Source organism: Bacillus cereus group sp. BfR-BA-01311, from assembly GCF_022664295.1.
GTDB classification, from domain to species: domain Bacteria; phylum Bacillota; class Bacilli; order Bacillales; family Bacillaceae_G; genus Bacillus_A; species Bacillus_A cereus.
The window spans coordinates 303,699-327,116 of sequence record NZ_JAKUHC010000002.1 but is presented as its reverse complement, the minus strand read 5'-3'; the positions used below and the strand labels follow the sequence as shown (position 1 = coordinate 327,116).

The window sequence follows — 23,418 nt, the reverse complement described above, 5'->3', positions numbered from 1 at the left end:
CTTTTTATTCAATCTATTAACAAACAGCCACCTTTCAGATAAGGTGGCTGTTTCGGTATTAATTTATTATTCACGTCTAAATGGACCTTTTGGAGCAATTAGCTCTAAATTAGTACCATCTGGATCACGGAAGTAGGCAACTCTTGTACCAAATCCAGATTTCAAGCCGTTTTCTTGAAAGATAATTGGTTCTCCATATGGGTGCTATTTTATGCACATCAGGCTAACAAAATGGATTGCCTCTGAAACAAAAAAATGATTTTTATTACTATAAAAAACGTAAAGTATCTGTTTTTAGAAAAAAATTAATTTTTATAAATTGATGGAGATATAACTCAATTCTTTTATATATTTAGTTAAATATGATTGTCAGAATGAACTTAAAGTAATTATGATTTCTAGAAATGCGAACTGATGTTTTGAATTGGTTTAAAGTTGCTAGAACAAAATAAAACCAATTGAGCAAAAAAACTTGCAAAAATAAAAAGAGGGATGTATATTAATTGATGTATCAATAATTGATATATCAATTAATATTTTGACAAGAAAGAAAAGGAACATTTTATGAAGGAAATGTTCGTAAATATCAGTGGAGAAGAACGCAAAATACTTATTCATGTTCTATTACAGATGCAAAAAAATGTAGAGAATATTAAAGAATAGAGAGTGTAGGGGGCAGAATAGTGTGGAAATAATCGCAGCTATTTTAGTCGGGATCGTAGCATTAGAACATTTGTTTATCATGATCCTTGAAATGTTTTTTATTAATTCAAAAGTAGCGAAACGTGCTTTCAAATTACCGAAGCATTTAGAAGGAGATCGAAACGTAGCCATTATGTTTGCAAACCAAGGTTTATATAATGGATTTTTAGCGGCTGGTCTCATTTGGGGACTTGTACTTGGACTCAATCCAATTGGTTATATGGTCCAATTATTTTTCGTGATTTGTGTGGTGGTAGCAGCTATTTTCGGAGGTTTCACATCTAATAAATCAATTATTGTGAAACAAGGACTTCCAGCTGTTTTAGCACTGGTTGCCCTTTTATGTATGATATAGAATCAAAGTTTCTCAATAAAAGAACTCATTTTTGAAAAGAATACGCTATTCTTTCTTTAAAATTATAGGAAAGGATGGCGTTTTTGTATGTCTATTTCTGTATCTGATGAATTACAACCATTGAGCAAAAAAGTTAGTGATTAAAAATATTATTCTTTAGTACATACATTTTTAAGATGTTAAATATATTTCATAATAGTCTCTGTAAGATAGGGATAAGTAGAATAGTACTTTAAAGTACCTATAGCACTTTAAAGTGCGTACTTTTTATAACTTTGAATATCATTCATAATAGCACCAGTAAGAAGAAAACAAGCTTTACGGTACTACTAGTTACCAACGATGTTACAGCAGTTTATTTAGAATCAGATTGATTGAAGGGTTGTACTATATGGCCTAATAATTTCGAAAAAATGTCGGTGTGGCATAAAACAATTATGGAGGTTAAAGATATGAGCACTTCAAATTTGAATGAAATAAGTAAACAAATTTTAAAAGAGGAGGAAACGCTTCAATTTTCCTCTTTTACAAATGAAGATGCCTTGCAACTAGGTTTATTTATCGTTGAAACAGCAAAGCGAGAGGGGAAATTGATTGCTGTTGATATAACGAAAAATGGTGTGCAATTATTTCATTTCAAGATGACAGGGACAAATGCGGAAAATACGAAATGGATTGAGCGTAAAAAACGAGTCGTTTCCCTGCATGATCGTAGCTCGTATTATATGCAGATACAAAGTGAAATAACTGGAATTTCATATAATGAAAAATATCTTTTAGATACTTCGGAATATGCTGCGTTTGGTGGATGCTTTCCTATCAGGATAAAAAACGTAGGGGTTATTGGAATGATAACAGTTTCAGGATTACCACCAGAAGAAGATCACGAATTGGTAGTAAGAGCAGTTAAAAATCATTTGAACCAATAGTTGTAACTAGTCAATAGATAATTAAATTTAGGGGGCAATACTATGCCATTAATCGAGCTAAATACTTGGCCAACCATGTCAACAGAAGAAAAGAAGGAATTTATTTATAGTGTAACGGAACTTACAATAAAACTATTAAAAATTGTCCCTGACAAAATTCAAGTGTTGATAACGGAACTTGAGAAAGAAAACTGGGGGAAAGCTGGGGCTGTAGCAAGTGATGCTACCTTTGCTGAGAAAAGTAGGGTGTCCGATTGGGAGACAAAAGAGTCTTACGATACACCAGGTCGTAACGTTAATGGAATGGCTATTATTAAGATTGATATATGGAATACATTTGATCAAGAGACAAAGGATAAGTGGGTAAACGAACTTACACAAGTAACATCTAAATATACTCATGCACCTTTGGATAAAGTGCTAATTCTTATTCGTGAAATGATTCCAGGGAACTGGGGACAAAGTGGTGTAACAGGAGCTAATGCAGATTTCCTTTCCAAAAGTCGTACATTTTAATCATTAAATAAAAAAGGCAAAAATGAACACATTTCTGTTCGTTTTTGCCTTTTTATTATTTGTCTGTGGTAATGAACATGATCCTTTAAATGTTTAAGTAATGTTCTCTAAAGTTGCCTCTACGGGAAAGTGTATTTCTTCATTTGAAAGTCTTTTTCATGGAATGTAGATTTCGATTTTTGAGCAAAATAAGCTAGGTTATATAAATGTTACTTTTTAGTACCTATAGTACTTTAAAGTACGTACTTTTTATTAGGGTGATTATCATTCATAATAGCACATGTAAGAGAGAAACAAGCTTTACGGTACTGGTAACTAACTATGTTGCTTTTTAGTACCTACAGCACTTTAAAGTACGTACTATTCATTGTATTGAATATATTTCATAATAGTACATGTAAGAGAGAGACAAGCTTTACGGTACTAAAAAGTACCTATAGTACTTTAAAGTGCGTTCTTTAAAAAAAGAATGAAACCATTCATAATAGCGTTTGTAGAGATTAAATATGTTTTTTAGAAGATAAAAAGGCTTTTTTATCGCACTATTATGATAGGAATTATAGGGAAGAGGGGAAACTCAATTGAATTCATATACAGCATCGTCTTCAGAAGTTCAGACGAATCGAAGAAGTATATTTGCATTATTAGCGCTAGCAATTAGTGCGTTCGGGATTGGGACAACTGAATTTGTTAGTGTCGGTTTATTACCATCTATTTCGAAAGATTTACATGTATCGGTGACAACAGCTGGTTTAACAGTTTCTTTATATGCGTTAGGTGTAGCGTTTGGTGCTCCAGTATTAACGTCATTAACAGCTAATATGTCACGAAAAACGTTATTAATGTGGATTATGATTATTTTCATTATTGGTAACGGAATCGCAGCTGTCGCAACAAGCTTCACTGTATTACTTATTGCGCGAATTGTTTCTGCACTTTCGCATGGTGTGTTTATGTCAATTGGTTCAACAATTGCTGCGGCACTTGTCCCAGAAAATAAACGGGCTAGCGCGATTGCGATTATGTTTACTGGCGTAACAGTTGCGACTATTACAGGGGCACCAATTGGAACATTTATTGGTCAACAATTTGGCTGGAGAACATCATTTTTAGCAATTGTAGTAATTGGAATTATTGCTTTAATCGCAAATAGTATTCTCATTCCATCTAATATGAAAAAAGGTACGTCTGTATCATTCCGCGATCAATTTAAACTGGTTACGAACGGAAGACTGTTACTAGTTTTCATTATTACTGCATTAGGATATGGGGGAACATTCGTAACATTTACGTATTTATCTCCGTTATTACAAGAGGTAACAGGATTTAAAGCTAATACGGTTACGATCATTTTATTAGTGTATGGAATCGCCATTGCGATAGGGAATGTGATTGGCGGAAAATTATCGAATCATAATCCAATTCGAGCGCTATTTTACATGTTCTTTATTCAAGCGATTATATTATTTGTTTTAACATTTACAGCGCCATTTAAGGTAGCTGGGTTAATCACAATTATTTTAATGGGGCTATTCGCATTTATGAATGTTCCAGGGTTACAAGTATATGTCGTAATGTTAGCTGAACGATTTGTACCGAGTGCTGTCGATGTTGCATCGGCAATTAATATTGCGGCGTTTAATGCTGGGATTGCCCTTGGTGCTTATTTAGGTGGTATTGTAACGAACTCGTTAGGGTTAATTCATACAGCTTGGGTAGGCGGCATTATGGTAGTAGGTGCTGTTATTTTAACAGCATGGAGTATGACATTAGAAAAAAGAGATCAAGTAAAATAAAAGGAGAGAAAATAAAATGGAAAATTTACAAAGTAAAACAGTATTAAGTAATGGTGTGGAAATGCCTTGGTTTGGTTTAGGTGTATTTAAAGTAGAAGAAGGACCAGAACTTGTAGAAGCGATTAAATCAGCAATTAAAGCAGGATACCGCAGCATCGATACAGCGGCGATTTATGGAAATGAAGCAGCAGTAGGTGAGGGAATCCGTGCAGGTATTGAAGCAACAGGAATTTCAAGAGAAGAATTATTTATCACTTCAAAAGTTTGGAATGCAGATCAAGGATATGAAGAAACAATTGCTGCATATGAAGAGAGTTTAAAAAAATTAAAGCTAGATTATTTAGATTTATACCTTGTTCACTGGCCTGTAGAAGGGAAATATAAAGATACGTGGAGAGCGCTAGAAACACTGTATAAAGAAAAGCGCGTACGTGCAATTGGTGTAAGTAACTTCCAAATCCATCACTTACAAGATGTAATGAAAGATGCAGAAATTAAACCAATGATTAACCAAGTAGAATACCACCCTCGTTTAACACAAAAAGAACTACAAGCTTTCTGTAAAGAACAAGGTATTCAAATGGAAGCATGGTCACCACTAATGCAAGGTCAATTATTAGATAACGAAACATTACAAGAGATTGCTGAGAAACACGGTAAAACAACAGCGCAAGTTATTTTACGTTGGGATCTTCAAAATGGAGTAATCACAATTCCAAAATCAACGAAAGAACACCGCATTATTGCAAACGCAGATGTATTTAACTTTGAATTAACGAAAGAAGATATGGAAAAAATCGATGCGTTAAATCAAAATCATCGCGTTGGTCCAGATCCTGATAACTTTGATTTCTAATAGAAATGAGTAAAAAGAGTGCAAAAATTGCACTCTTTTTTTATTTTCTATTCAATAAAATGTTTCTGTTTATATTATGACTTTTAAATTACTTTAGGCGATCTAAAGAACTGATTAACAGTATTAAAGTTTGACATAAAATAATGCATTCTATATTATATATGCTATAGCATATAAAATGCGATTTATTTGAAGGTGGCATATGGACTTATATGAGTTAACAGGACATCTTGTTCATCATACTGATGTGAAGTTAACAAATTATATAATGTAAGTTTTTAATCACATATTGCTTATAAAATTTAACCTTTATATGCTGTAGCATATAAGTGTTATCTCATAACTTGTAACGGTAAAAATTTAAATAATACAGTAGATATATTATGAAACGAGGAGATTTTAGTTATGGAAAAATTCATATTAGCGTTTGATAGAGAACTTGTAATCGCAGAAAAAAAAGACTCAACATGGAGCGTCCAATCGCAGTTTGTAGGTGCGAATCCAGTTGCTTTAGCTTTAGATCCATACGACCAAGAAAGAATGTATTGTGGTACTTTTGATAGGGGATTATGGAGAAGTAAAGATGGAGGAAGTTCATGGGAAGCAATTGGTACGTTGCCTTCATTTGGTGAAGTGTTCCCAGCTAATGCTATTCATATGAGAGCTATTACAGCAGTTTCTGTATCTCCAGCGAAGGGGGATGACGGTAACGGGATTGTATATGTAGGAACTGAACCGAGTGCAATGTTCGTATCCAAAAATGGAGGAGACAGTTTTGAGCTGCTAACAGATTATCGACAAATGCCATCATATTCATCATGGTTCTTTCCTCAAAGAACATATACACACCATGTAAAACATATTGAAATTGATGCTAATAATCCAGAAACTATTTATACGACTATTGAGGTAGGCGGATTAATTAAAAGTGTAGATGGAGGTAAGACATGGACTGAGGAAAAAGAGGGGAACTATCCTCAAGATATTCACATTCTTAAATCACATGGCGATGCGCCAAATCGTTTATACGGGGTGTTAGGTGATTCATTCTTGAAAGAACCAGGTCAAGAGTATGCGGAGAGTAATGATGGAGGTAAGACTTGGAACTATATGTGTAGCGGGCTAAAGCATCATTACGCATATCAAATGGCAGTTAACCCAAATGATCCAGAAAATATTATTATCGCGACATCTTCAAATCCCCACGTAGCGCATGATTACAATAATGGAAATTGTGAATCATTTATTTATAAGAAAGAAAAAAATCAGTCTTGGGCAGAAATGAATGTAGGTTTACCAACTCCTAAAGGCACAATCATACCAGTATTAAAGGCAACAAGTGATGGAACGTTTTATCTGTTTAGCAATAAAGGAGTGTATCAGTCAGTAGACGGTGGTTCAAATTGGACATCATTAGAGATTCCTTGGGAGAATAGATTTATGGGACAACATCCTTATGAGATGTTAATTATTAAATAAGTGACAGGTATAGTTTTTATTACTATTCATTGGTAATGTTTAGTTGAATTTAAATTAAAAATGTAAAAAGCCAGGTAATGTGTTATTCATGCTACCTGGCTTTTTTGACCAGCAATTTAAGGTTATTTTCATATTTGTGTAAATATGAAACAAGCAGGATACATGAATAGAGAATGGGTAAAATAATACCGAATGATCACTAGATTGTATCAATGATGCTTATAAGTGTTTTTTTAGGGAAACTGAAGCAAGAAGCAGTGGTTTAGATTCAGAATGACTAGCAATTGGTGTTATGGTGTTCAATGGTTCAAAAATGAACTCATTTCAACTCATATTATCTTCGCAATGTATCATTTTGAAGAATATTAAAACTTAGGAGGAAATGAATTATGACAAAAGATTTCTATACTGCACTGAAAGAAAGACGTACTTACTATGGAATTAACAAAGAGGTACAAGTATCGGATGAAAAAATTAAAGAAATTGTGGAGTTTGCTGTGAAATATACTCCATCAGCTTTCAATTCTCAAACTGCGCGATTAGTTGTATTATTTGGTGAAGCTCATGATAAATTATGGGATATTACAACTGAAACATTAAGAAAAGTAGTTGGAGATGGAGATTTCTCAGGAACGCAACAAAAAATGGATTCTTTTAAAGCTGGTTATGGAACAGTACTATTCTTTGAAGATGAGGCTATCGTTAAATCGCTTCAAGAAAAATTTGCTGCATATGCTGAAAACTTCCCAATTTGGTCACACCAAGCATCAGGTATGCACCAATTAGTCGTGTGGACAGGTTTAGAAGCAGAGGGATTAGGGGCATCTTTACAACATTATAATCCATTAATTGACGATGAGGTAAAACAAGAATGGAATGTCCCTGCTAATTGGAAACTAATTGCACAAATGCCATTTGGTAATCCAACAGCTGCACCAGGTGAAAAAGAATTCCAACCACTTGAAGAGCGTGTGAAATTTCATAAGTAATATTCAAATGCAATAAAATGGAAATTTAATCAGTGGTGGTCTTACTGTCCGCAAATAGCGGGATAAGCTAACTGTATTGCGAAAATAAAACTGTTTAGTTACAAAAATTCTATTTATTATTTCTGTTAATCGAGTATGTATTAATAAAAGTTGTTAAAATTACTATTTTAATCTTTAAAGGAACAAGGTGATCGGTTTGATCATCTTGTTTCATTTCTTAAATTTTATTTTATTCATTAAAAAACGCTAGCTTTTCATAAATGCTTGAAAAACTAGCGTTTTAATAATAGGTATCTGTAATTTGATTACTTAAAACTATATACGAAAAAGCTTTTATGTTATTCCTCAAGTTCTATCCATTCCTGTGACCATTCTTCTATTCCGCGAATAATAGCTTCTAAAGCAAATCCTTTTTGAGTTAAAGAATATTCTATACGAACTGGTGTCTCAGGAAAGACTTTACGTTCGACAATTCCTTCTAGTTCTAATTCTTTCAATCTTTCTGAAAGTAATCTTCCGCTAACAGGAAGAGAAGATTCAAGCGTACAAAAGCGCTGAGATCCAGAAAAAAGTTGGTAAATAATTAGTGCTGTCCATCGTTGGCTAAAAAATTTCATTCCTTTTTCAAAGCGAGGGCATAATGTAGAATCATTCATTTTCCTTCACCTCCTAAAACAAATTATATAACATCTTACTATTAGTAACAAATGTTTTTATAATTAATTACTTGACGTAAATTAATTACGAATGTATACTCACTTACATAAAGTAACTAAGTTGTTTTATGTAACTAAAACTCTTTTCTTTAAATGGCCAAAGTTGTAATGATACATATTGCATATAAGCTGAGAGAAAAAAGAATAGCATCTGTAAAAACACTTACGTTGTGTAAGTTAAACAATAAAAAATATAACAATGGAAGAGGATTTTTAGAGATTCTCAATACTAGGAGGTACCTAATGGTTACAACAGATACAATTCATATGTTAGAAGATAAAATTCAATTTATACATCAAGATGGAAAGGATATTTATTTAGTAGGACCTATCAAATTGCCAATTAATTTATATGGGGAGACTAAAATTTTCCAATGGTATTCTTGGTTACAATGTAGTGAGGTTATAAATAGTGTAGAAGGAATTATCAAAAAACTCTCATCTATTAATTTAGCTGATATGCAGCAATCTAGTGTGCTTGTATATGGTGATTTTGAGAATTCTGAAGATGCCCTAATTCGTATGCATAGTATTTGTCACACCGGTGATATCTTTGGTAGTAAACGTTGTGACTGTGGATTCCAATTAAAGCAGTCTTTACAAATGATTACAGAACATGGTTCAGGTGCTTTATTTTACTTAGCGAATCATGAAGGAAGAGGAATTGGTTTGTTTAGTAAAGCAATGACGTACCTCTTGCAAGAAAATGGGTTAGATACAGTAGAAGCTAATCTGAACCTAGGCTTTGAAGATGATGTTCGAAACTATGATGATACAATTGAAGTATTAAAAGCGCTACGCTCAAAACCTGTAAAACTTATTACAAATAATCCAAAAAAATTAGAAGCGTTACAAAAAGCTGGATTAAATGTTACGAGTCGTGAACCGTTATGGGGTGATATCTCAGAGTTTAATGAGAAATATTTGCAAACGAAGATTCAGCGTTCTGGACATTTTGAAGGGGGACACTTACATGCTTGAGCATGAATTGTATATGAAGCTAGCACTAGAAAATGCCAAGGCTATGAAGGGACAAACGACTCCAAATCCATTGGTTGGATCTGTAATTGTAAATGATAATCGAATTGTAGGGGTCGGAGCACATATGAAGGCCGGAGAACCACATGCCGAAATACATGCGATACGTATGGCTGGAGAACAGGTACGTGGTGCTACAATCTATGTAACTCTTGAACCTTGTTCTCATCATGGTAGAACAGGGCCTTGTGCTGAAGCAATTGTACAAGCAGGAATTAAGAAGGTAGTAGTTGCTACACTTGATCCAAACCCGCTTGTTTCTGGACGTGGAATTAAAATTCTACAAGATGCAGGTATTGAAGTACTTGTAGGAGTGTGTGAAGAAGAATCTAAAAAAATGAATGAAGTCTTTAATAAATATATTTTGACAAAGCGTCCATTTGTAACGATTAAATCAGGAGTTACATTAGACGGGAAAATCGCTACGTCTTCATCGGATAGTAAGTGGATTACATCTGCAGAAGCAAGACAAGAAGTACACCAAATACGAAACGAAAATGCGGCTATTTTAGTAGGAGCGAATACTGTTCAAAAGGATAATCCATCATTGACAACGCGTATTCCAAATGGACGAAATCCAATTCGAATAATATTGGACTCGACATTACGCATACCGATGGAAGCTAATGTTGTTACAGATGGAGAAGCTCCTACCTGGATATTTACAACAAGTAATCATGCAGCGAAAAAAAAGATAGCATTAGAAAATGCAGGAGTTAAAGTATTTGTTACTAGCGGAGAAAAGCATATAAACTTACATGAAATGCTTGATGTTTTAGGGCAAAAAGGAGTTTCCTCCCTGCTTATTGAAGGTGGTGGAGAGGTAAATGCTTCGTTTATTGAAAATAAATTGATGGATAAACTTATATTATATGTCGCACCAAAAATTATTGGGGGCAGATTGGCGCCTAGCTTTGTAGAGGGGACTGGTATTACTAAAATGCAAGATGCAATTGAATTTAAGGATGTATCATTTACCCAGGTTGGAAAAGATTATAGATTTATTGGCTATCCAGAATATCGGAAAATATAAGGAGAATAAAAGCTACTTATATGTTCCGATAAATGGATTGCAGAAAGGAGCGATGAAGAGTGAAGTTTGGATTTGATATCGATGATACATTAATTGATTTAAGGCAGCATGCTTTTCATTTATATAATAAGAAATTAAACAAAAAATTAGGATTGGATGTATTTCATTCTTTAAAAACAATTGAAATTCATGAAGCATTTGGCATGACTTCGGAGGAAGGCAGTCATATGTGGAATAGTTTGCTGGATGAGATTTATTATACTTCTTGTTCACCGTTTCCATATGCAGTAGAGACATTACAAGAATTAGAAAGACAGGGACATGAAATTTACTATATAACGGCGCGACCTAAAGAGCATGGAGAGCAAACAAAAAAATGGTTAATAGAAAAAGGTTTTCCGGTACATGAAGATCGCTTTTTCTATGGAATGAAGGATGAAGAAAAAATACACTTCATACAAGAAATAAAATTAAACTATTTCTTTGATGATAAGCCGGCAGTCTTAGAAACGTTAATAGGAAAACCGATAAATGTGTATGCAAAAACTACTTCTTACAATCAACATCTCAACATCCCGCGTATTACAAGTTGGACAGAGTTAGAAAATATTATAAAGAAAGATATGTAAAGGTTTAATTAGAAAATTAAATAGAGCCAAGAGCATATTGAGTGTTACAATTTTAGAGGAAAGACATAGGTGTTATGTCTTTCCTTATTTTTTTTGGATTATAGGGAATACTATCGTTTCTTTAAAGTGTGATGTGTTAGGAGTACTTTTGATAAAGAGGAAATAGAAAAATGAGCAATAAGAAAAATATTTTTAAGCTAGTCTAGTATGGAAGCGTAATTTATATTTCAAGGATAGGTTCCTCTGTTGCTGCAATATTTGCGGATATTTTGGATGAGAAGTTCAAGAATTAATGGGGTGTGTTCATAATCATGGATTTTCAGAAAACTAAAATTACAATGTTAGGTTATTTTGATTTAGTAGTGGATGATATGCAAAATTGCATATCGCAAAATAAACATCGTAATTTTGGGATTCTTATTATAAAATACATTACTTAAACTATATATTAGAATGGAGAAAGTGAATTGGAATTATTAAGAAACAGTAAGGTTGGTACAAAACTAAACATATTAATAACTATATCAAGTATTGCATGTATAGTATTATCCCTAATAGGGTTTTGGGGATTAGAAAGAGGGAAAAGTACTTCCTCTAATATGTATGAGGATAATTTACTACCAATTGAGTGGATTGGTATTGTAGAATCTAATTTTTATCATGTTAATATGAACTTTATGGAAATTATGGTATCAAAAGATGAAAAAAGAATGAATGAATTAATAACAGAAATGGACGGAATTCGTCAGGAAAATGATTATCTTTTAAAGCAGTTTGAGGCTAAAGTTATTTCTACTAAAGAAAAAGAATTATATAACACGTTTTATGAAACATTTAATAAATTAAGAACTCAAATGAAGAAAGCGCAAGAATTAGGGAAATCTAATAATGAGGAAGCATATGCATATTACCTAAAAGAGATTGAACCTAATATGCAAAAATCAATAAAATCAATTCGTGAATTAATTTTATATAATAGTAATAATGCAGAGCTTTTACAGAAGGAAAATAATAATAGTGCTCAAAATACAATGATAATGTTTGTTAGTATTTCGCTTTTAGCAATTTTAATAATTATATTAATTGGATATATTATTAAATTAACTATCCGAAAACCACTTGTGTTACTACAAAATGATATGGAAAAAGTAGCAGCTGGAGATTTAACAACACGTACTCCTTATAAAGCAAATAATGAATTAGGGCATATTGTTCAGTCTTTTAATAGTATGTTAGATAACCTTCAACAATTAATTGCGAATGTTAAGATGACAACACAAGAGGTTATTTCTACTACGGAGAGCGTATTACAAGATACAAATCGAGCGTCTAGTATTTCAAATGAGGTTGTACAGACTGTTTTAGAAGTAAAAACAAAAATAGAAGGACAGGTAACTAGTATTCAGGAGAGCTCATCCTCAATGGAAGAAATTACAACAGGGGTGCAAACTGTAGCTGAATCTTCAGCAGTAGTCGCTGAGGTAGCAGTAACGACTACAGAACGAATAAATATCGGTAGTGAAGTGATAAATCACTCTATTCTTCAAATGAATAGTGTACATGATGTTGTCGAGGAAACATCAAAAGTAATAAATAAACTTGTTACACATACACAACAGATTGATACAGCTCTCGCTGCAATTACTAATATTGCCGAACAAACGAATCTTCTTGCCTTAAATGCCGCTATTGAAGCGGCACGTGCTGGAGAGAATGGGAAAGGATTTGCAGTGGTTGCCGCAGAAGTTCGAGACTTGGCTGAGCAATCTAAAGAATCTGCAAAGGAAGTGAATCATTTAATAAAATCCATTCAACAAGATACTCAAGATACAGTTAATGTCATGCGAAAAGGCCAACAGAAGGCAGTAGAAGGAAAAGAAGCTGCCCACAAAGCGAATCAAACCTTCTTGTCTATTATGAGAGATATTGATAAGATTACAAGTCAAATTCAAGAAGTATCCGCAGCGACAGAAGAGATGTCTGCTGGTACAGAAGAAGTAAATGCTTCTCTTTCGCTAGTTTCTGAAACTGCAACGGATGTAAAAAAAGAGACTCTTCAAACAGTAAAATCAATTCAATCACAAGCTGTATCAATTGAACAAATATCAATTCAATCTAACAAAATGAAAGAAAAGGTGGAAGAATTAACGGAACTGGTTTCAAAATTTAATATTACAGAATAAGATAATTTATTCAATTACAAATGTAATAACATGTATGAAAACACATGAAGACTTAAGGGGCTTCGTGTGTTTTTTTATTGAATAATGTATGAAATAATATTGGATCATTTCACGGTATTTCAAAAATTTCGGTTTTATATCCATATATGCAAAATTACATATATTTAATGATTGATAATCATGAGCTAATGTAACTATAATAATTACACTAATAAGTAACTTACTGACGACAGTTATAAGTAAAGAAGGAGGGTTTTATTGTATTTTGTATATAAAAAATAGAAAAGGAGATATGTAAATGAAAAGGCTACTTGTTATAGGCATCATGTATACAATGTTTTTCCTCATAGGAAATATACACTTACATGCTGATGAACGAACAAATGTAAAAGAAATTACTAGTTTAGAAGAGCCTACTTGGATATTTCAGGCGGGCATAAGTAAGGGTAAATATCACGATCGACAAGATTTAGGATTTATTTTGCAGAGAAATACACCATTAAAGGTAAGACAAACGAATCCTAATTTTAAAGACAAATTAACATTACGTTTATTGTCTAATGACTCTAAAAATGAAAAATCCATACAAGTAGGAAATGAGTGGATTACCATTCAAGGTGATACGCCTTTAGTTCCTTTCATAGATACTCCGTATGGTGAAAAGCACGCTGTACTTGAGTACCAAGTAGGGAATGAAAGTGCTACTAAACCTCTTCCCATTTATAAACAACAAGGAAGTGTATCTCAATTTTTTAGTACATGGGATCAATTTGATGGAGAGTATGCGTTAATTCAAGGGGAGAGTTTTCAATTATTTGTACCTAAAAAAGATAAAGAGTTAGTAAGATCTTTAAAAGATTTTCAATCGTTGGATGAGTTAATTGCATATTATGAAGATATTTTTGCGATGTATGATTCAATTATTGGTTTAGATGGCTCAACGGTTGAAAATAAAAAAAGTCAAAATCGTTATTTCTTAAAAGCAGATATATCTGGTGCTGGCGGTGCCTATTATGGCGCAAATTGGACAGCGAATAGTTCAGATAGTACAAAGATGTGGTTAGATAAACTAAGTTGGGGAACTTTACATGAAATCGCTCATGGATACCAAGCTGGTTTTGATAATCAAGGAATATTTACAGGAGAAGTTTCTAATAATCTATTTGGTGTTCAATATCAATATAGTAAATACGGCAAAAAAGCAGATCAAGTTGGTTGGTTATTTAATTTTGGGAAGAAGGAACAGGTAGAACGGAATTTATACAATGCTTTAATGAAAGAAAATAAAAATTATGATGATTTAGATTTGCGACAAAAACTTATTCTTTTAACGATGGCGAAACAAAAAGCTGGCGATGAAGCTTTTGCAAAAATGTATCAAGGTTATCGAAAACTAGCTAGCAATGCTGCTTTCAAAAAGGGGGATTATTCTTTACCGGATTTAATGAATCAGTATTATAGCGAGAATGTACAAGTTGATTTTACACCCGTTTTTGAAAGATGGGGCTTTAAGCTTAATCATAAACAAATAGAGATGAATAGGGCGAAAGGTTATCCGGCAATTACTTCTTTAGCGTATATAGTGCCTGAATCACAATTAGCTAAGGCGAGAGCTCTAGTTGATCCTGATATTCCGATAAACTCTAACTTTGAAATAGTTACGAATCAGCAAATTGCTTCGCTTGGACTAAAAGGGAATTTGCATATCCATTTAAATACAAATGAAATAGATACATTGAAAGGAAGAAAGATTAAATTAAAAGAAGGGAATACAGTTGTTCAAGAAAAAACAATTGAAACAGCAGATATCAATTTACAAGACGTACCAAATGGGGTTTATACGGTTGAAATTTCAGGTGAGAAAATGGATAGAATGTATCATTTCCGTTCGTATTATGCCTATGTAAAGGAAAAGGATAATAGTCTAACGATTGATGTTAACGAAATGAAAGTGAGCAATTTGGTAAATGAAACGATTCAATTCCTAGGATTAGGAGATGACCAGTTTGCCGAATTAAATACAGACTTAGAGCAAAAGCAAGCTGTTTTTACGGTTACTACTAAAACGCCTCATAGCTATTATGCAGGTGAAAAATATGCATCAATAGAGTTGTTTAATGAGAAAGGTGAAAAAATTTATACGAAGGAAATGGAAGGGACAAATGTAACGATTGTAAAAGATACCATTCCACTAAAAGAAGGATATAAAATTAAAATCTATCATGATGAAATAAAAAAACGATTAACTAGTACAGCTACTATTATTAATCCTATGAATAAAACGAATGAATTTATAATGACAAAATGGGGATTGAAAAATACTTATTTGAAAAATAATCCAGAAGAAAATCTTATGCAAAGAATTGATGAAGAAATGGAAGGAATTATAAGTAATCCCGTTTTAAAAGAGATACCAATGCAAAAATTAGAAATGAAAAAGAATGCGTGGATGGCGATAAATATGTTATCAGAACCACAAAAAATAACGTATATAAATAAATATAAAGATAGCTTATATAATGAGTAATTTTTGAGAAATGAAATGAATCTAAAAAGTAGCAAACCAATCTATTAACCTATGTATATAGAGGGATGTAAAATCGATTGGCTATAGTTAAAAGTTTTATCTATGCTTAAAATTGTAAAATACATTTATTTAACTTAATAATAAGATTGTAAAGGAGTAAAAATATGAATAATTTCGTAAAGGTAGGTTTAACTACAGGAGTGGTGTTATCGGCGATTATGCCTTATGGAGGAGTACATGCGGAAACAGAAGATTTAAAAGTAGAAACAAAGGAAGATACGTTCCGAACAGGTAATTTAACAGCACCTTCTCAAAAATCGGCAGAAAATGTAGCAAAGGATGCGCTAAAAGGAAAAACAGAACAAGCATTATCCTCAAAGCAAGTTAATACGGAATCCAAAGTTAATTATAATGTTACGCAAAGTCGTAAATCTTATGATGGTACTACATTGGTACGTCTTCAACAAACGTATGAAGGACGTGATGTATACGGATATCAACTAACAGCACATATTAATGATGATGGTGTACTTACGAGCGTTTCAGGGGATAGTGCCCAAGATCTACAACAACAGGAAGATTTGAAACAACCTATTACTTTATCAGAAGAGGATGCAAAAAAACAGCTTTTCAACATCTATGGAAATAATCTCACATTTATTGAAGAACCAGAAATTAAACAAGTGGTATATGTAGATGAAAATACAAATAAAGCTACAAACGCATATCAAATTACTTTTAGTGCATCTACACCTGAATATGTATCTGGTACAGTATTAATTGATGCTTTTGGTGGTAATCTATTAAAAGAACTCGTTCAAAAATTGGGTATACAAGTAGATAGTAGTATTGTCCAATCTGCGACAGCAAATAAATCACAAGATTCTTCAAGATTAACAGGTACAGGAAAAGATGACTTAGGTATTAATCGTACGTTTGGAATTACGCAGCGAAGTGATGGAACGTACATGCTTGCAGATTATTCTCGTGGTAAGGGAATTGAAACATATACTGCTAATTATAAAGATTATAATAATTATATAAGAAATGTATGGGGTTATCTCGATGATTTAGTAACAAGTAATTCTACAAATTTTACTGATCCTAAAGCAGTTAGTGCTCATTATTTAGCAACGAAAGTATATGATTTTTATCAAGAAAAATATGGCCGTAACAGCTTTGATAATAACGGACAAAAAGTAATTTCTGTCGTTCATGGTTGGAACACAAATGGTACGAATAAAGGAAATCCTAAGCAGTGGTTTAATGCATTTAGTAATGGAGCTATGCTAGTATACGGAGATCCAATTGTTAGAGCATTTGATGTGGCAGGACATGAATTTACACACGCGGTTACAAGAAATGAGTCTGGACTTGAGTATGCAGGAGAAGCTGGTGCAATTAATGAGGCTCTATCTGATATTTTAGGAGTAGCAGTTGAAAAGTATGCTAATAACGGAAAGTTCAATTGGACAATGGGAGAACAATCAGGTCGTATTTTTAGAGATATGAAAAACCCATCATCTATCTCTTCTAGATATCCGGAGGACTATAGACATTATAATAACTTACCTATTGATGCTGACCACGATCATGGTGGTGTACACACGAACTCTAGCATTATTAATAAAGTAGCTTACTTGATTGCTAGTGGTGGAAACCATAATGGAGTAAACGTACATGGCATTGGAGAAGATAAAATGTTTGATATTTTCTATTATGCAAATACGGATGAATTAAATATGACTTCTAACTTTAAAGAATTAAAAGAAGCTTGTATTCGTGTAGCAACGAACTTATATGGTAAAGACTCATTAGAAGTACAAGCTGTCCAACAAGCCTTTAAAGCAGCTTATATTTAATAATATTGCGATGAATTATAAACCCTTTTATTTTAATATAGTGATTAATTTGTGTGTATAGGCAAAAACCTTGTAGAATTTTTCTGCAAGGTTTTTTTAGAATTTTATTTTACAAATGTGTTATATGGTTTTTAGTTAATTAGGATAAAAATAATCCTATAACTGTATGTAAGAATGTGTGATTTTACAACCTTTTCTATGATAAAAAAAGATACTACTTTAGCAAATATAAAGAGTTAGAAATTATAGTTTATAGGGCACTTTTTTGTTCCTATGGAACTTTAAAGTGCGTAATTTTCTTTATCGTTAATATATATCATAATGGTATTTATTAGTTGGTTTTAGCTTTACTCTGCTGTTGATGTGATTTTTTACATTAGAATGATTTGAATTAGAATTATTGAGTGGATCTAAATACTGATAATTTTGATTTTTAGTTCAGTACAGAGTGGAATAGCTACATAATTTTCGTTTATACTTTTTTGAAAAAAGGGTGGATCTGCTTATTTTCTGTTAAAGATAAGAGAAGTGAACCACAATATAAACGTAATTATGTATTCCAACGTAAGTCAATCATGTAGCACATGAATTTGGAGGGATCTATATGCATATGCAATTAAAAGGAAAAACAGCACTGGTTACTGGATCTACGGCAGGGATTGGAAAAGCAATTGCCACTTCATTAGTAGCGGAAGGAGCTACTGTACTTATTAATGGACGTCGTGAAGAAAATGTTAATCAAACGATAAACGAAATTCTAGCGCAGTATCCGGATGCTATTCTTCAACCTGTAGTAGCTGATTTAGGAACAGAACAAGGGTGCCAAAATGTGATTGAAAAGTACTCTGAAGTAGACATTCTTATTAACAACTTAGGAATTTTTGAACCTGTAGAATATTTTGATATCCCTGATGAAGATTGGTTTAAATTGTTTGAAGTCAATATTATGAGTGGTGTTCGACTTACTCGCTCGTATTTGAAAAAAATGATTGAAAGAAAAGAAGGAAGAGTTATCTTTATTGCTAGCGAAGCAGCTATTATGCCATCTCAAGAAATGGCTCATTATAGTGCGACTAAAACGATGCAACTCTCACTTTCTCGCAGTTTAGCTGAGCTGACGACAGGAACGAATGTGACTGTTAATACTATAATGCCCGGTTCGACTTTAACGGAAGGAGTGGAGACTATGTTAAATAGTCTTTATCCTAATGAGCAATTGACAATAGAAGAAGCTGAGAAGCGATTTATGAAAGAGAATCGACCAACCTCTATTATTCAAAGACTTATTCGACCAGAAGAAATTGCCAATCTTGTCACTTTCTTAAGCAGCCCACTTTCTTCAGCAATTAATGGTTCCGCGTTGCGAATAGACGGGGGATTAGTACGTAGTGTGTTTTAAAAAATTAAAAACAACATAATATTCTGTTGAAGGTAAAGATGGTAAGGCAAATGAGTTGTATTTTATCTATTAATGGAAATATATAAAAAGCAAATTGCGACATGCAAACAGCCGAATTTTCTACTATAAGAAAAATTCGGCTGTTCTTTTTTTACTTGTTGTAAAGGATGGAAAGCTTTTAAGATTGTGGCACGCCTCTTAAGACAAAGATAAGGCGAAGCAATCCCGCTGTTATTTGTATTATTTAGTGAAAGTTACCAAACGTTTTTCAACACTATTTTCCCAATTGCTTTATTTGACTCCAAATATTCATGTGCTTGTGCAACTTCATCAAACGTAAAAAGTTTAGAATCTAGCAATGGTCGAAGGTGTCCTTCTTCTACTATTTGCGTTAGTTTAGTTAAAATTTCCCCGCAAGCGTCACGTTTATCTGTATGTAATATTTTTAACGCCATAAAAGTAACGTGCAGAGAGAGTCCTTTTGCGTGTAAAGGAGAGAGGTCATGGGTTGAACGAGCTGCAATTGTTACGACAGTTCCGTTGACCGCAGCAGCTTCAAAAGAATGATCAAGATTCTTGCCGCCTACTGTATCAAATATAACTTCAAATCCGTTTCCGTTCGTATGTTTTTGTACATATTCTTGAACAGATTCTTCTTTATAATTAATAGCTATGTCGGCTCCTAGACGATGGGCGATGTCTATTTTGCTTTGCTGAGAAGCGGTTGTAAAAACTTTAGCGCCTGCCCATTTAGCTAGTTGAATGGCTACGTGTCCTACGCCACCAGTAGCTCCATGAATAAGAATATTTTGACCAGGTTTAATATTTGCACGATCAAATAAAGATTCCCAAGCTGTAATTGCAACTAATGGTAGAGCAGCTGCTGCTTCCATTGTTAAATTTTTAGGTTTGTGAGCAATTAATCGTGCATCAGCAAGCATAAATTCTGCAAGTGCACCTCCAGTTTCTTTAAAACCTCCGGCACATCCGTATACTTCATCCCCACATTTAAATTTCGAAACACCTTCTCCTACTTCAATAACAATACCAGCTACATCGCCGTGTAATATAGCTGGAAACTCAGGAGCGACTGCTGAAACGGCACCACTACGCATTTTTGTATCGATTGGATTTACACTTGTTGCTTTTACGTGAATTAGAACATGACCTGGTAAAAGTTTTGGTTTTGAAACTTCTTCTAATTGAAATACAGATGAATCCCCAAAAGAATGGATAATTTGTGCTTTCATAGTTTATACCTCCTGTTCGTGGTTATAGCATAGCAAAGTACGAAAAATAAGTATAATATTTTGAATTTGGTTAGTAACAATTTTATATAAAGAAAGGGAAAGTACGTGAAATAATGAAACGTATTTGCAAAAGCAACTGTAAAGTTTTTTGAAGAAAGGATAGATGTTATTTTTGCAGCACGATTTATTCATTATGTTTATTATTACTCACTTAGTATAGGTACTTTAAAGTGCCTACATCACTTTAAAGTACGTACTGTTATTCATGTTATGGCCGATTTATAATAACACTCGTAGCACAAAGAAAGTTATAACGATTACAATCGGCAACAATGTGGTGTTGCAGTGTTGCTTATAAATTTTGAGAAGAAATATGAAAAGTATAGATTTATATGAATGAGGGAAAGTGAGTGAAACACATGGAAAAGTTTGCGAACCATTTTGGATATAATCGTATGTTTGCGAAAGATCAACTTACGTTAGGAGTTCACATTCCGATTGAAAATTATCAGTTTCATGCTCCAACGATGGAAAAACAAGTAGAGTTAGTACAAAAAGCGGAACAATACGGTTTTACAGGTGTATGGCTTCGCGATGTATTGCTGCAAGACCCTGATTTTGGTGATCCTGCAACAGGTCAAATTTACGATATGATGATTTATTTGACGTATTTAGCAAGCAAGACAAAGAAAATTGCATTTGGAACGTCGGCAACAGTGTTGTCACTTCGTCATCCATTGCGTGTAGCAAAAGAAATTGCTACATTAGATCAACTATTTCCAGAAAGAATTATGCTTGGCGTTTCATCCGGTGACAGACGTGCCGATTTCAAAGCGTTAGGTGTTAGTCATGAAACACGAGGTGAAAAGTTTAGAGAAGCATTTGCTTACTTGGAAGAGATTTTGTATAAAAACTTCCCGTCTATCCAGTCGACACTAGGAGAAGTTCATGGTGCGAATTTAGTTCCAAAACCGTCTAAACGTGTTCCAACCTTTATTACAGGTTTTAGTCAGCAAAATATGGAATGGTTTGCTGAACATGGAGATGGATGGATGTATTATCCACGTAGTCCGGTGCATCAGGCGGGAGCAATTGGACAATGGAGAGAACTAGTAGAGGATTATCATCCAGATGTATTCAAACCATTTATACAACCGATGCATTTAGATTTATCTGAAGATCCAAATGAACGTCCTACACCGATACGTTTAGGTTACCGTACAGGGCGTAAGGCACTAATTGAATTACTTGATATATATAAAAGTATTGGTGTGAATCATTTATTCCTTGCTCTATTTGATGGTCAACGCCCAGCTGACGAAGTGTTAGATGAGCTAGGGGAAGAAGTACTTCCTCATTACCCTGCATTGTAAAGGAGTGGAAAGAATGAAAGCGATAGGACTTATGCAATATGGTGATAAAAGTGTACTACAAGAAATTGAAATGAAAATACCTTTATTAGGAGACAACGATGTACTGATTGAAGTATATGCAGCTGGTATAAACCCCGTGGATTGGAAAATACGTGAAGGTTTACTTCAAGACGTAATTTCTTATGACTTCCCGCTCGTTTTAGGATGGGATGTTGCAGGTGTAGTTGCTGCTATAGGGCCAAACGTAACAGGATGTAAAGTGGGGGATGAAGTATATAGTCGTCCAGATATTGAACGAAATGGTACGTATGCAGAGTACGTGGCAGTAGATGAGAAGTATGTAGCGAAAAAACCGAGAAATCTATCTTTTGAGGAAGCGGCATCAATCCCTCTAGTAGGTTTAACAAGTTGGCAAAGTTTAGTGAAATTCGCTAATGTTCAAAAGGGTAATAAGGTTTTAATTCATGCTGGATCTGGCGGGATAGGTACGTTTGCTATTCAGCTAGCCAAAAGCTTCGGTGCACATGTTGCAACTACGACTAGTACAAAAAACATGCAGTTTGTAAAGGATCTAGGCGCTGATACTGTCGTCGATTACAAAACGGAAGATTTTTCTTCGCTTTTGCATAATTACAATATTGTATTTGATGTATTAGGCGGAGATATACTAAAGAATAGTTATAAAGTGCTTGCACCAAATGGAAAGTTAGCGTCTATTTATGGTCCGAAAGGTATGGAAATTCCGCAAACCGAGATATCAAGAGAGAAAAATATTGAGAGTGACCATATATTTACTGAACCTAACGGATATGAACTTTCTCTTATTACAGAATTAATTGAGGGCGGGAAGATTAAACCTGTTGTAACGCATGTGTTGCCTTTACATGTAGAAGGCGTAAAAAAAGCACACCACATAAGTGAGTCAGAACGTGCTCTTGGCAAAATTGTATTAAAGAAACATTGGTAAAGTATGAGGATTTAGAGAGAGCGTTGTGCTAAGTAGCGAATGAGCTAATATATTCTTTTCTAGCAATTGTTTTAAAAAGGGAGATAGCAAATGGATTCAATGACATTTCTTTTACCCCGCATTAACAGGCAGTAAGACCCCCACCTCAAAATTCAGCGATATCATAGAAGTTAGGTGGGGGCAACTGCCTGTAAAAGCCCGATTGGTTCAACTAATAATCAGTGGGAATGAACAAAACCCCCACTGATTAAAGTTTCACTTTATTCGGAGCGACAGGGGATTTAGCGAAACGCAAAATTTACCCTGCTTTATACAAACTATTTAGTAATGAAAATATACCGCAATCTATTTCGATTATCGATATTGGTAGAAAGGTAATGTCAGATGTGGAATTTCAAACAAAGGTAGAACAATCCCTTGCTACATTTTCTAGAAAATCTACTGATGATGAATCAGGAGTAGAAGAATTTATTAGCACATTTCGTTATTGTCAATTAAATACAGCGAATATAGAGGACTATCAAGATTTGTTGAGCCTTGTAAAGAGGCGTGAAACAGAATTAAACAATCCTGAAAACCGCATGTTTTACCTATCTGTTATACCAGAAGTATTTGATGTCATTGCTTTAAATATTAAGGAAAGTGGATTGTGGACTACAAAAGGATTGAACCGTCTTATTATAGAGAAGCCTTTTGGGCATCATATAACATCTGCTCACGAGTTTAACGGGGAATTAATTGAAGATTTTGATGAAACTGATATTTATTATATCGATCATTATCTTTAGAAATGAATGGTAACTCAGGATAAACTTAGAA

At 33.7% G+C, this 23,418-nt stretch carries 18 protein-coding genes and 2 pseudogenes; 17 read left to right on the top strand and 3 right to left on the bottom strand.

All coding sequences use genetic code 11. The annotated features are described in order from the left end of the window. Positions 1–66 precede the first annotated feature (66 nt). Positions 67–201 (bottom strand): annotated as a pseudogene (locus MR136_RS06805) (VOC family protein); the annotation flags it as partial. Positions 202–685: 484 nt separating this feature from the next. Here MR136_RS06805 and MR136_RS06800 point away from each other — a divergent pair. The 7 genes from MR136_RS06800 to MR136_RS06770 all read left to right on the top strand — a co-directional run bounded on the left by MR136_RS06800 (position 686) and on the right by MR136_RS06770 (position 7,622). Next, positions 686–1,057 (top strand): DUF1304 domain-containing protein, encoded by a 372-nt coding sequence (locus MR136_RS06800; protein ID WP_000402483.1) that lies wholly within the window; start codon positions 686–688, stop codon positions 1,055–1,057. Positions 1,058–1,470: 413 nt separating this feature from the next. Continuing rightward, entirely contained in the window at positions 1,471–1,986 is a 516-nt protein-coding gene (locus tag MR136_RS06795) for a heme-degrading domain-containing protein (protein WP_105559683.1), read from the top strand. Positions 1,987–2,028: 42 nt separating this feature from the next. Beyond that, positions 2,029–2,502: a tautomerase family protein gene (locus tag MR136_RS06790; protein WP_017673116.1), complete on the top strand. Its 474-nt coding sequence runs from the start codon at positions 2,029–2,031 to the stop codon at positions 2,500–2,502. A 581-nt stretch (positions 2,503–3,083) separates the two neighbouring features. Beyond that, on the top strand, positions 3,084–4,298 hold the full coding sequence (locus MR136_RS06785) for an MFS transporter (RefSeq protein WP_017673117.1): 1,215 nt from the start codon (positions 3,084–3,086) through the stop codon (positions 4,296–4,298). A gap of 16 nt (positions 4,299–4,314) precedes the next feature. Beyond that, positions 4,315–5,154: an aldo/keto reductase gene (locus MR136_RS06780; protein ID WP_242259296.1), complete on the top strand. Its 840-nt coding sequence runs from the start codon at positions 4,315–4,317 to the stop codon at positions 5,152–5,154. 405 nt (positions 5,155–5,559) lie between these two features. Continuing rightward, entirely contained in the window at positions 5,560–6,633 is a 1,074-nt protein-coding gene (locus tag MR136_RS06775) for a WD40/YVTN/BNR-like repeat-containing protein (RefSeq protein ID WP_078421352.1), read from the top strand. 389 nt (positions 6,634–7,022) lie between these two features. After that, positions 7,023–7,622, top strand: coding sequence for a nitroreductase family protein (locus tag MR136_RS06770; RefSeq protein WP_000158938.1), 600 nt, complete (start codon positions 7,023–7,025; stop codon positions 7,620–7,622). A 338-nt stretch (positions 7,623–7,960) separates the two neighbouring features. Here the strand turns inward: MR136_RS06770 and MR136_RS06765 are convergent, their stop codons facing one another. Beyond that, complete coding sequence (locus MR136_RS06765) at positions 7,961–8,278, bottom strand: winged helix-turn-helix transcriptional regulator (RefSeq protein WP_001000104.1); 318 nt, start codon at positions 8,276–8,278, stop codon at positions 7,961–7,963. A gap of 303 nt (positions 8,279–8,581) precedes the next feature. Between MR136_RS06765 and MR136_RS06760 the strand changes: the two genes are divergently transcribed. The 7 genes from MR136_RS06760 (at position 8,582) to MR136_RS06730 (ending at position 19,009) form a co-directional block, all read left to right on the top strand. Further along, on the top strand, positions 8,582–9,319 hold the full coding sequence (locus MR136_RS06760; RefSeq protein WP_078421351.1) for a GTP cyclohydrolase II: 738 nt from the start codon (positions 8,582–8,584) through the stop codon (positions 9,317–9,319). Continuing rightward, a complete protein-coding gene (ribD, locus tag MR136_RS06755; RefSeq protein ID WP_139365881.1) occupies positions 9,312–10,409 on the top strand; it encodes a bifunctional diaminohydroxyphosphoribosylaminopyrimidine deaminase/5-amino-6-(5-phosphoribosylamino)uracil reductase RibD in 1,098 nt (365 codons plus the stop codon). The genes MR136_RS06760 and ribD overlap by 8 nt, the downstream gene beginning before the upstream one ends. A gap of 59 nt (positions 10,410–10,468) precedes the next feature. Then, entirely contained in the window at positions 10,469–11,038 is a 570-nt protein-coding gene (locus MR136_RS06750; protein ID WP_017673863.1) for a 5' nucleotidase, NT5C type, read from the top strand. A gap of 467 nt (positions 11,039–11,505) precedes the next feature. Further along, a complete protein-coding gene (locus tag MR136_RS06745; protein ID WP_078421350.1) occupies positions 11,506–13,221 on the top strand; it encodes a methyl-accepting chemotaxis protein in 1,716 nt (571 codons plus the stop codon). Between the two features lie 298 nt (positions 13,222–13,519). After that, positions 13,520–15,748, top strand: coding sequence for a putative mucin/carbohydrate-binding domain-containing protein (locus tag MR136_RS06740; protein ID WP_078421349.1), 2,229 nt, complete (start codon positions 13,520–13,522; stop codon positions 15,746–15,748). A gap of 164 nt (positions 15,749–15,912) precedes the next feature. Next, positions 15,913–17,610 carry a M4 family metallopeptidase gene (locus MR136_RS06735; RefSeq protein WP_017673865.1) on the top strand — a complete coding sequence of 566 codons (1,698 nt, stop codon included), beginning with the start codon at positions 15,913–15,915 and terminating at the stop codon, positions 17,608–17,610. A gap of 604 nt (positions 17,611–18,214) precedes the next feature. After that, complete coding sequence (locus MR136_RS06730) at positions 18,215–19,009, top strand: SDR family NAD(P)-dependent oxidoreductase (protein ID WP_017673866.1); 795 nt, start codon at positions 18,215–18,217, stop codon at positions 19,007–19,009. A 254-nt stretch (positions 19,010–19,263) separates the two neighbouring features. Here MR136_RS06730 and MR136_RS06725 read toward each other — a convergent pair whose 3' ends face one another. Then, complete coding sequence (locus tag MR136_RS06725) at positions 19,264–20,259, bottom strand: zinc-dependent alcohol dehydrogenase family protein (protein WP_017673867.1); 996 nt, start codon at positions 20,257–20,259, stop codon at positions 19,264–19,266. Positions 20,260–20,678: 419 nt separating this feature from the next. On the opposite strand from MR136_RS06725, the gene MR136_RS06715 reads away from it, so the two are divergent. The 3 genes and pseudogenes from MR136_RS06715 to MR136_RS06705 form a co-directional block, all read left to right on the top strand. Beyond that, positions 20,679–21,632: an LLM class oxidoreductase gene (locus MR136_RS06715; protein WP_078421355.1), complete on the top strand. Its 954-nt coding sequence runs from the start codon at positions 20,679–20,681 to the stop codon at positions 21,630–21,632. A 13-nt stretch (positions 21,633–21,645) separates the two neighbouring features. After that, positions 21,646–22,599, top strand: coding sequence for an NADP-dependent oxidoreductase (locus tag MR136_RS06710; RefSeq protein ID WP_017673869.1), 954 nt, complete (start codon positions 21,646–21,648; stop codon positions 22,597–22,599). 251 nt (positions 22,600–22,850) lie between these two features. Further along, a pseudogene (locus tag MR136_RS06705) lies at positions 22,851–23,387 on the top strand (glucose-6-phosphate dehydrogenase); the annotation flags it as partial. Between the last annotated feature and the right edge of the window lie 31 nt (positions 23,388–23,418).

Bases quoted from the DNA above. Each gene is read 5' to 3' on its own strand.
- MR136_RS06795 (WP_105559683.1), top strand. From the start codon at position 1,471: ATGTCGGTGTGGCATAAAACAATTATGGAGGTTAAAGATATGAGCACT.
- MR136_RS06790 (WP_017673116.1), top strand. From the start codon at position 2,029: ATGCCATTAATCGAGCTAAATACTTGGCCAACCATGTCAACAGAAGAA.
- MR136_RS06780 (WP_242259296.1), top strand. From the start codon at position 4,315: ATGGAAAATTTACAAAGTAAAACAGTATTAAGTAATGGTGTGGAAATG.
- MR136_RS06775 (WP_078421352.1), top strand. From the start codon at position 5,560: ATGGAAAAATTCATATTAGCGTTTGATAGAGAACTTGTAATCGCAGAA.
- MR136_RS06770 (WP_000158938.1), top strand. From the start codon at position 7,023: ATGACAAAAGATTTCTATACTGCACTGAAAGAAAGACGTACTTACTAT.
- MR136_RS06765 (WP_001000104.1), bottom strand. From the start codon at position 8,278: ATGAATGATTCTACATTATGCCCTCGCTTTGAAAAAGGAATGAAATTT.
- MR136_RS06760 (WP_078421351.1), top strand. From the start codon at position 8,582: ATGGTTACAACAGATACAATTCATATGTTAGAAGATAAAATTCAATTT.
- ribD (WP_139365881.1), top strand. From the start codon at position 9,312: ATGCTTGAGCATGAATTGTATATGAAGCTAGCACTAGAAAATGCCAAG.
- MR136_RS06740 (WP_078421349.1), top strand. From the start codon at position 13,520: ATGAAAAGGCTACTTGTTATAGGCATCATGTATACAATGTTTTTCCTC.
- MR136_RS06735 (WP_017673865.1), top strand. From the start codon at position 15,913: ATGAATAATTTCGTAAAGGTAGGTTTAACTACAGGAGTGGTGTTATCG.
- MR136_RS06730 (WP_017673866.1), top strand. From the start codon at position 18,215: ATGCATATGCAATTAAAAGGAAAAACAGCACTGGTTACTGGATCTACG.
- MR136_RS06725 (WP_017673867.1), bottom strand. From the start codon at position 20,259: ATGAAAGCACAAATTATCCATTCTTTTGGGGATTCATCTGTATTTCAA.
- MR136_RS06715 (WP_078421355.1), top strand. From the start codon at position 20,679: ATGGAAAAGTTTGCGAACCATTTTGGATATAATCGTATGTTTGCGAAA.
- MR136_RS06710 (WP_017673869.1), top strand. From the start codon at position 21,646: ATGAAAGCGATAGGACTTATGCAATATGGTGATAAAAGTGTACTACAA.